Source organism: Rhodococcus sp. IC4_135, from assembly GCF_011602025.1.
Taxonomy (GTDB): Bacteria; Actinomycetota; Actinomycetes; order Mycobacteriales; family Mycobacteriaceae; genus Rhodococcus_F; species Rhodococcus_F baikonurensis.
Window position 1 is genome coordinate 1 of record NZ_JAAOLG010000072.1, and the last position, 9,114, is coordinate 9,114.

Below are 9,114 nucleotides of genomic sequence, written 5' to 3' on the forward strand. Positions count from 1 at the left end.
GCCGCAGCTTCCGCGGAGGGCTCGGCCCTCTTCTTCGTAACATTCTCCAGTGTCGTCATCTCGGCACCTCCTCGCCGAGCATTCACTCAGCGTCTCGGGCCAAAACACCGATTACGAAACAGTCCCCGTTCGGTACGTTCGGGTGTCATGACGGTTGGGCGGGCACCGTGTCGGCTTTGGCGCCGGACGGCTTCGAGGCCGGCGTGAGCGCATTCGACGATCATGTGGTGCCCACCTTTGGGCGAGAGCGGCCATGATGCGGGAGAAGAATTCACGACCCCGCCGGTGGTTGTGCCGAATCCTTCTGCGAAAGAACGGAATACGGAGCAGTGTTCGCAAAGAATGTGGACGTGCCGATGAGGCGACAAACGGATCGTCCGAGCCTGTCGAGTTCAGACCACGAGGACGACACCGCCATTCCCGCGTAGGTAGCTCAGGCGTTCGGCGAGCTGGGGTCGCTGCGTTTTCGAGCCGGATTCGCAGTCGGTGAAGATACAGATCGCTCCGGCTTGGCGGAGTGCGTACTGCTGCAGTTCGGGGTTTGTTCTAAGACACCGGTGTATCCGATGGTGCTCACAGTCTCAGTCCTTCTCCTCTGCTGCCATGTGTGGGACGGTGCGGCTATTCATGAGCTGGTGACCGATCTCAGGACTCCAAGAAGGTGCGCAACTTGGCCGAGTTCGGGTTTTGCTGTGATGCTTCGGGTTTGATCGAACTCGACCACGTGTAGGTCTGTTGAGGCATGGTGTCGTAGTGCTCGGAGAAGGCCATGGCGGCACCGCGGGGTGCCGCAGCGATCACTGCGGCACGTCGATGACTGGTTTGATCGCGAGCCGTAGGACGCCGCGAGGATAGTTCCGCCATCTAAATAGGCGAAGTTGCAGCAACCTGGACGGCGTCGACACTGAGATCACCTAGCGACCATCCGACGTCGCGGGCTGCCGGTCGGAGTCTGTTGATCGCCAGGTAATTGGGTATCCACACCGAAACGAACTATTCGAGAGGTTTTGCGGTGAAGGATGTCAGGCGAGGAATGACGGATTCCGAGCTGGTCGAGGAAGCTGCCCGGCTCGCTGAGCAGAAGGATCGGACTCGATGCGACGAAATCCGGTTGGCACTCGTTCAGGACGAGCTCGAGTCCCGGCGCCACGCATTCCGACGAGCACGGAACGGCGAGGAGACATCAACGATGAACTTTCTGCTGATCTGGTCGCGTGTGTCTTCCGGGCTCATGCCGGAGGATGTGCGTGTCTGCGGTCCGAGACAACGCTCCGTGCCGGCCCGGTGGGCACTGCCGATGAATCCCCGTCGTTGATGTTGGATTTGGAGCTGTTCGTCGGCCCGCCCTTCGCTGCCGCATTCCGTGCGGCAGTCCACTGGCTCGTCTTCGTCGGCGTTCTCTGACCACGTGCGGCAGGTGACGGTTTGGGGAAGACGGCTGATTCGCGCGATCAGCGTCTCGATCACATCGGGAATCCGAGCGAAGTCGTCGGGCGTTGAGGACGGTGCCGTTGAGGGCGATACTCTCCGGCGTCTACTGCAGGGACGTGCGAGCGCCTCGGCGGCTGTGCTCGAGTTCTTTGGTGAGGGTGCGCGCGTCATAGCTTCCGATTATTCGGCAGCCTTCGACGAAAAAGGTCGGTGTTTCTCGGGCACCACTGGACTGGGCACTGGAAATGTCACGTTGTACGCGCTCGGCGACCGCGTCGCTGTCGAGGTCCGCGACGAACTGGTCGACGTCGAGTCCTATCTCGGCTGCATAGCCGATGAGATCGGTTCGCGCGAGCGCGTTCTGGCGGGTGAACACGAAGTCCAGCCATTCCCAGAACATGTGCTGCCGTGCGGCGGCCTCTGCTGCATGTGCGGCAACCAGTGCGTGTGGATGGATGTCCACCAGCGGTAGGTGACGGACCACGTAGCGCAGATCGTCGCCGAAGTGGACGTGCAGGTCGTCCCATCCTCCGGTGGCATGTGCGCAGAATCCACATTCGAAGTCGACGAACTCTACAAGGGTCAGCTGGGCGTCTTCGGGTCCACGAATGTGGTCGATCTCGGGATCTACGTGAGGTTCCAGCACGATGGGGAGATCGGCTTCGGCCTCACCCAGCTTGGTCGCTGCCACGCGGAAGATCAACGCACCCAGTACTGCAGCCAGCACCATGGCGACGAGCACGCCGACGGTCGCCTGCCCGGCCAGTTCGGGAGATGTGCCGAAAGCCAAACCTATGATCAGCAGCGATACGGTGAATCCCATCCCCGATAGCGCAGATCCGCCCATCACACTGCCCATGCCGACCCCCTGCGGTAATCGGCCCGCTCCGAATCGGACAGCGATGTATGTGGCTGCTCCGATGCCGAGGAGCTTGCCGAGAACCAGGCCAAGCACAACTCCCCAGGTCACACGGGCACTGAACGCTTCAATGAGCAGTCCGCCACGCAGGTCGACGCCGGCGTTGGCGAGAGCGAAGATCGGTACCACGATCAGCGCGGTGGGTACCCGGAGGTATTCGTGTATCCGCTCGTTGACGGCTGTGCCTTTGGCCAGTCCACGTGATACTGCACGACCTGACGCGGCGCTCGGAGACTGCCAGAAGTCACGAAACAGTTCTCGAGCCGCCTCCACCTTGTGCCGCTGTGTCGGGTACGCGGGAATCAGAAGGCCGGCGACCATTCCGGCAAGCGAGGGATGAACACCCGACTCGATCGTGCTGAACCACAGCACGATCACCACGAGAATGTATGGCGCGGCTCGCCACTGTCGCGCCCGCCCGAGTAGCCACAATGCTGTCAGGCATGCCAGGGAAACGAGCAGTGGAATCAGGCGAATGTTTTCGCTGTATACGAATCCGATGATGGACACCGCGAGGAAGTCGTCGACCACCGTGACGGTAAGGAGAAACACTCGCAGTTGGCCTGATCGTGCGGGCCCGAGGAGCGCCAAGGCCCCGAGCATGAAGGCGGTATCGGTGCCGACGACCACCCCCAACCCTGCAGGCTGTCTCCGCTGCCGACGATCACGGCGTAGATGACGGCGGGTAGACACACCCCCGCGACTCCGGCGATCACGGCGATACGAGTGCGGGTTCGATCACGTAATGACCCGTGGGCGAACTCTTGGCGTACCTCGAGCCCGATCAGAAAGAAGAAGACGACCATCAACCCGTCGTTGATCCAATGGTGAAGGCTCATGTGCAACGCCACCGGGCCGAGTTCGAATCCGGCGCCTTGATGCCAGAGGTCGAAGTACGCACCCGAAGCCGACGAATTTGCCCACAGCAGGGCGGTCACGGTTACCACCAGCAGCAGCACCGCGGAGCCGGACTCACGCCGGAGAGAGGCCGGAGAGAGTTGGAGAGCTGATTACGCAGGCCTTGGGGTTTCGGTGCCTGTCGTGCCATCGCTAGTTGATCCTTATCGCCGTTCAGTCCAGGCGGTGGTGCGCGGTCAGGTCAGTGTTGTGTGGTGCCGGCGCCTGTGTTTTCCAGCGCCGCTCGTAGATAGGGGGCAGTCGCACTGTCGGCAGTGGCAGCTACCTGCTCGGGGGAACCGGTGGCGACGATACGTCCGCCGTCGGCGCCCGCTCCCGGTCCGAGGTCGATGACGTGGTCGGCCTGGGCGACGACGCGCATGTCGAGTTCGACCATGACGACGGTGTTGTCGGCGTCGACGAGCCCCTGCGCGTGAGCGAGCAGTCTGTCGCTGTCGGACGGGTGGAGCCCAGCAGTGGGCTCGTCGAGGATGTAGAGCGTGTCGCCGCGTTGAGCACGCTGGAGTTCGGATGCCAGCTTGACACGCTGAGCTTCGCCGCCGGACAGCTCGGTGGCGGGTTGTCCGAGTCGCAGGTAACCCAACCCGACCTCGCGTAGGACGGTGAGCGAGCGAAGAACGTCGTTCTCACTGGTGAAGAAGGCGTGGGCTTCGTCGATGCTCATCGCGAGAACGTCGGCGATGTTGCGGTCCCGCCAGGTGATTTCGAGTGTGCTCTGCGTGTAACGAGTGCCGTTGCAGTCCGGGCACGGACTGTAGACGCTGGGCAGGAAAAGCAGCTCGACCATCACGAAGCCTTCACCTTCGCAGGTCGGACAGCGGCCACCGGCGACATTGAAGGAGAACCGCCCCGGTTTGTAGTTCCGTTTCTTGGCCGCAGGTGTTGCGGCGAACAGCTTGCGGATGTGGTCGAACATGCCGGTGTAGGTTGCAACATTGGATCGGGGTGTGCGCCCGATAGGGCGCTGATCGATGGCGACCACCCGACGGAGCCCTCCCAAGGTGCCCTCGATGCGGCCGCGGACCGCGCCCTGATCTCCGGTGAGCAGCAGATCGGTGTCGTCGCGCGGTTCGACGTTGGCATCGGGCGCGGCGGGCCGGCCCAGTTCAGCGTTGATCAACGCTGGTAGAGCCTGGCTGACGAGGCTCGATTTCCCCGAACCGGAGACTCCGGTGACCGCGGTCAAGACCCCGAGAGGGAAAGACACGGTGAGGTCGCGGAGACTGTTGCGCTCGACGCCTTCGACGCGAAGCCACCCGCGGGGGGTACGCCGCTGGCGGCGCACCTGCTCCGACGTGTCGAAGAGATAGCGTGCGGTGACCGAGTCCGGTACGTCGGCCAGCCCGGCGGGTGTTCCACTGTAGAGCACGCGTCCACCGTTCTCGCCGGCACCGGGACCGATATCGACCAGCCAGTCCGCTTCTCGGATGACGGGTAGGGAGTGCTCGACGACGAGGACGCTGTTTCCTCGCTCACGAAGTCCGTGCAGAATTCTCAGCAGCGCCGTCAAGTCGCCGGGGTGCAGTCCCGCCGAAGGTTCGTCGAGGATGTAGGCGACGCCGAACAGCTTCGAGGACAGCTGCGTCGCCAGGCGCAGTCGTTGCAGCTCTCCGCCGGAGAGTGTGGGCGTCGTCCGGTCCAGTGACAGATATCCCAGCCCGAGGTCGATGATGGGTTGGATTCTTTCGAGGAGGTCGTCGAGCAGGCGCCGCGCCGCCACCTGTTTTTCCGCTGACACGTTCGGGGTGCGTCGCACGTCGGGAGCGGCGGTGTGCGCCGATCCTCCCGATGCGACACGTCGTCGCGTGGCCTCGGCTCGTCGGGTTTCGTCGAGAGCTTCTCCTGCCGCCTCGGGTAGCCAGTCGCTGGACACAACAGTGCGCGCGATCTCTGCCAGTCGTGCCAGGGGCAAGGACGCGAACTCGGCGATATCCAGGCCCTCGAAGGTGACCGAGAGCGCCTCCGCCTTGACCCGCTTGCCCTGGCACATCGGGCATACCTCGCTGGTGACGAACTCAGAGACCCGCTTCTTGACGATAGAGCTCTTGGTGTTCGCGAAGGTATCGAGCACGAACCGCCGGGCGCCGACGAAATTGCCCTCGTAACTGGGTTCGGTTCCGGCTTTGATCGCTCGCCGAGTCTGTGCCGGGGTAAATCCCGAGTACACAGGAACGGTGGGGCGGTCCTCGGTGAACAGGATCCAGTCGCGATGTTTCTTCGGCAGCTTCTTCCACGGAGAGTCGACGTCGTATCCCAGTGACACCAGGATGTCGCGAAGGTTGCCACCCGGCCAGCCCGGCGGCCACGAAGCGATCGCGCGCTCCCGGATGCTGAGTGTGGGATCGGGGACCATCTTGTCGACATCGACCTCGTAGACGCGCCCGATGCCATGGCAGGTCGGACATGCGCCCTGCACGGTGTTCGGCGAGAAGTCCTCCGCGTAGAGCATCGGTTGGTCATCTGGGTAAGACCCGGCACGGGAATAGAGCATCCGCACGAGACTGCCCAATGTCGTCACGCTGGCGACATTCGATCGAGCATTACCGATGCCTCGGTGCTGCTGCAGTGCAACCGCCGGTGGCAGTCCCTCGACGACGTCGACATCGGGTACACCGACCTGGTCGATCAGCCGACGGGCATACGGTGCCACCGACTCCAGATAGCGCCGCTGCGATTCCGCGAACAGTGTCCCGAACGCCAGCGAGGATTTCCCCGAGCCGGACACACCGGTGAACACCACCAGACGGTCTCGAGGAACATCGAGATCGACGTCGGCGAGATTGTTCTGCCGAGCTCCCCGCACCACGACACCCTGCCTCCAGCGATCATCGGCCTCGGCGAGATGTTCGGAACGGTTTGTCATGCCGGTGACCATAACGAAGGAAGGGAGCCTTGCGGCAGACCCCACAGCACTCCTGGCACACATCGTCACTCAGTTGACACGCAAGGTCACTGACACGTATCGCCACGTGCGCATACGTTCGAAAGGTCCCCCGGTGGCCACGCCACCACAACCGGGTCCCGAATCGCAGCGTGCAGGGATCCCCCAGGTTAGGAGCGACAGCATGGCAGACAGCAACCGCGCAGTGGTGTTCGAGAGCCCCGGCACCATGAAGGTCGAGAAACTCGACTTCCCCAAGCTGGAGATGCCGAACGGACGAAAAGCGCCCCACGGCGTCATCCTGAAAATCGTCGCTACCAACATTTGCGGCAGCGACCTGCACATTTACCGAGGGTCCTTCCCCGTCCCCCAGGGTATGGTCATGGGCCACGAGATGACCGGAGAGATCATCGAGGTCGGCTCCGACGTGGAGTTCCTCAAAGAAGGCGATCTCGTCTCGGTCCCCTTCAACGTCGCCTGTGGACGATGCCGCAACTGTAAAGCTCGCCGCACAGATGTCTGTGAAACCGTCAATCCTGCAGTCTCCTGCGGCGCATACGGTTTCAATCTCGGCGACTGGGTGGGCGGACAAGCCGAATACCTGTTCGTCCCGTACGCGGACTTCCAACTCCTCCGTTTCCCGGACAAGGACCAGGCCATGGACAAGATCCTCGATCTTGCCCTGCTCTCGGACATCCTTCCCACCGCCTTTCACGGACTCATCGAGGCAGGGGCCAAACCAGGTTCAACGGTGTACATCGCCGGCGCCGGGCCGGTCGGACGCTGCGGCGCAGCAGCAGCACGCCTTCTCGGCGCATCCTGCATCATCGTCGGCGACTACTATCAGGACCGACTCGACCTGGTCAAGAACAACGGCTGCGAGACCATCGACCTGAGCCAGGACATCCCCTTGCCCGACCAGATCGAGGCCATCCTCGGTGAGCGCGAAGTCGATTGTGGCGTCGACTATGTCGGCTCCGAAGCACACGGCATCGGCTCGGAGTCCAATCAGCCTCAGCCGGCAGGTGCCATCAACGACGTCCTCGAAGCCACCCGTGCCGGCGGCGCCACCGGCGTCATCGGCGTCTACGGCCCCGACCCTCTGGCACCGACAAAGGCCGAACAGGAAGGCATCTTCCCGCTCGAATTCGGCAAGGCCTGGATCAAGTCACCGCGCCTGTCCGCGGGGCAGGCACCGATCATGCATTACAACCGCGAGTTGATGATGTCGATCCTGTGGGACCGCATGCCGTATCTGAGCGCAATGCTCAACACCAAGGTCATCGGCCTCGACGAAGCACCCGCCGCCTACGAGACCTTCGATCAGGGGTCATCGAGCAAGTTCATCATCGACCCACACGGAATGATTCCAGCCTGAGCACGATCCAGCACGGAAAGCTCACGGTCTGAGCACAATACAGCACGGAATGCTCACGGCCTGAGCGTTTTGCAGCACGCGTAGATTTCCGGCCCTGTGATCGCCCCCCGACTGGCGGACACAGGGCCGGCTCGCTCTCTCCCCGACCCGCAGGACTTTCCCGCGCGGCTCAGTAAACTCAGTGGTATCCGAAAGGCAGGTGATCCGGCCATGGCTGATGCAGACGAGCCCTCATTGCCACACTTCGAAACGTTGTCGACCTCGCGGGCGCCGGACGACGGTGTCATCGACTACTGGCGAGAGGCCCGGCGCCATGCCTACGTCGACGTCAGCACCGACCCCGCCGACCCCGACTTCTACGGCGATGTCCGTCTCGGCCGATACACGAACTTCACTCTGTCCACGAAACGAGCCACCGCCGAGCAGACACACCGCAATCGCAGCCGAATCGCCCAAGGGCGGGAACAGGACGAGTATCTGTTCGCCACATTCCAGACGCGCGGAAGTTGCGTCATCGAACAGGCCGGACACACTGCAGTAGTCCCGCCAGGATCCATGGTCATCTACGACAGTTCCCTGCCCTTCGCTTTCCGAGCCGATGCACCCTACGAACAGGTCATCGTCAAGGTGCCCGCCGATCGAGCCTTCGCGCTCGCCGGCATCGACCGGACCACAGACATCCTGGCCACGACCATGAGCTGTGCAGGAGCGATGTCCGCCGTCGCAGCCTTTTTCACCCAACTGGCCCAACACCAAGACAGCGATCCCCACGGCGCCGCACAGCTCGAGACTCACGCCTCTTCACTGGCCACATCACTACTGAGTCTCGTCACACCGGTTCGCTCTGCCGCCGAAATACCCGCCTTCCTACGACGAGATCAGGTTCTGGCCTACATCCATGCCCACCTTGCAGACCCCGACCTCGACGCCGAACGCATCGCCACCACGATGCGACTCTCCCGCCGCAGCCTCTACCGCCTGTTCCAGGGAACCGACCACACAGTCATGGGATATCTCCGCGCAGCGCGCATCCAGTCCGCCCAGCACCTACTACGAAAATACCCTTCCCGGCCCGTCTCCCTCATCGCTCGACAAACAGGATTCTCCGACCCCCGCACCTTCTACCGAGCGTTCCGCGACACCACCGGCATGACACCCAACGAACACCGAGAACGCCTCGATTGACAACGCACTGCACATATCCGCTCTACAGCTCAACGAGGCCGCCGGACGGGTCAACAACGACCGGCTCGGGCGAATCATGGCCCGCATACGACAGGTGGCCAGAAATGTCCGGAGTACGGGAAATTCGACAAACCGACGATGTGCACACACAGTGGATCCTCGAAATAGCCGGACAAACACGAGAATTCGACGCCACCATCACCGAACAGCACCCGGACGAACGCATCGCGTGGAAATCGGACGCAGGCCTCGCAGTCCTGGTGGGCTGTACACTTCGGGACTGTTTCGTAATCGGTGTTTTGGCCCGAGACGCTGAGTGAATGCTCGGCGAGGAGGTGCCGAGATGACGACACTGGAGAATGTTACGAAGAAGAGGGCCGAGCCCTCCGCGGAAGCTGCGGC

At 62.6% G+C, this 9,114-nt stretch carries 6 protein-coding genes and 2 pseudogenes; 4 read left to right on the top strand and 4 right to left on the bottom strand.

Annotated elements, in window-relative coordinates; translation table 11 throughout:
- Positions 1-645: 645 nt before the first annotated feature.
- Positions 646-864, bottom strand: coding sequence for a hypothetical protein (locus G8767_RS34570; RefSeq protein WP_128638081.1), 219 nt, complete (start codon positions 862-864; stop codon positions 646-648).
- A gap of 169 nt (positions 865-1,033) precedes the next feature.
- Here G8767_RS34570 and G8767_RS34575 point away from each other — a divergent pair, with 169 nt between their 5' ends.
- Positions 1,034-1,315, top strand: coding sequence for a hypothetical protein (locus tag G8767_RS34575; protein WP_037130808.1), 282 nt, complete (start codon positions 1,034-1,036; stop codon positions 1,313-1,315).
- 219 nt (positions 1,316-1,534) lie between these two features.
- On the opposite strand, the gene G8767_RS34580 is transcribed toward G8767_RS34575, so the two are convergent.
- The 3 genes and pseudogenes from G8767_RS34580 to G8767_RS34585 all read right to left on the bottom strand — a co-directional run bounded on the left by G8767_RS34580 (position 1,535) and on the right by G8767_RS34585 (position 6,131).
- Entirely contained in the window at positions 1,535-2,953 is a 1,419-nt protein-coding gene (locus G8767_RS34580) for a Na+/H+ antiporter NhaA (RefSeq protein WP_240952996.1), read from the bottom strand.
- An 80-nt stretch (positions 2,954-3,033) separates the two neighbouring features.
- Positions 3,034-3,309 (bottom strand): annotated as a pseudogene (locus tag G8767_RS36145) (Na+/H+ antiporter NhaA); the annotation flags it as partial.
- Between the two features lie 140 nt (positions 3,310-3,449).
- Positions 3,450-6,131, bottom strand: a complete 2,682-nt coding sequence (locus tag G8767_RS34585; protein ID WP_051649789.1) for an excinuclease ABC subunit UvrA — start codon at positions 6,129-6,131, stop codon at positions 3,450-3,452.
- A gap of 202 nt (positions 6,132-6,333) precedes the next feature.
- Here G8767_RS34585 and G8767_RS34590 point away from each other — a divergent pair, with 202 nt between their 5' ends.
- From G8767_RS34590 to G8767_RS36150, 3 genes and pseudogenes are all read left to right on the top strand, one after another.
- On the top strand, positions 6,334-7,527 hold the full coding sequence (locus tag G8767_RS34590) for an alcohol dehydrogenase catalytic domain-containing protein (protein WP_003943355.1): 1,194 nt from the start codon (positions 6,334-6,336) through the stop codon (positions 7,525-7,527).
- Positions 7,528-7,737: 210 nt separating this feature from the next.
- On the top strand, positions 7,738-8,712 hold the full coding sequence (locus G8767_RS34595; protein ID WP_042926410.1) for a helix-turn-helix domain-containing protein: 975 nt from the start codon (positions 7,738-7,740) through the stop codon (positions 8,710-8,712).
- A 104-nt stretch (positions 8,713-8,816) separates the two neighbouring features.
- A pseudogene (locus tag G8767_RS36150) lies at positions 8,817-8,960 on the top strand (cyclase); the annotation flags it as partial.
- Positions 8,961-9,114 lie beyond the last annotated feature (154 nt).